At 67.6% G+C, this 290-nt stretch carries 1 protein-coding gene; it reads left to right on the forward strand.

What is annotated here, in order from left to right:
• Nucleotides 1–18: 18 nt before the first annotated feature.
• On the forward strand, nt 19–290 hold a 272-nt coding region (locus tag ACOADB_RS14750; RefSeq protein WP_378600004.1), incomplete at its 3' end, for an HNH endonuclease signature motif containing protein.

Raw genomic sequence — 290 nt, forward strand, 5'->3', positions numbered from 1 at the left:
ACCGTGATCGTGCGCCCGGTGATCGACCTCGCCGACTGCGTCCCCGTGGATTCCTACGAGATCCCCGACCGCCTCCGCCACCGGGTCGAACTACGCGACCACACGTGCCGGTTCCCCGGCTGCCCGAAACAAGCCACGCGCTGCGATCTCGATCATGCGACACCCCACGGCCAAGGCGGCGCGACCTGCCCCTGCAACCTCGTCCCGCTGTGCAGACGACATCACCGCGCCAAGACCTTCTCCAAGTGGCGCTACGTGATCGTCCTGCCCGGCCACTACCTGTGGACCAG

This window comes from Nocardioides sp. CPCC 206348, from assembly GCF_048654705.1.
Taxonomy (GTDB): domain Bacteria; phylum Actinomycetota; class Actinomycetes; order Propionibacteriales; family Nocardioidaceae; genus Nocardioides.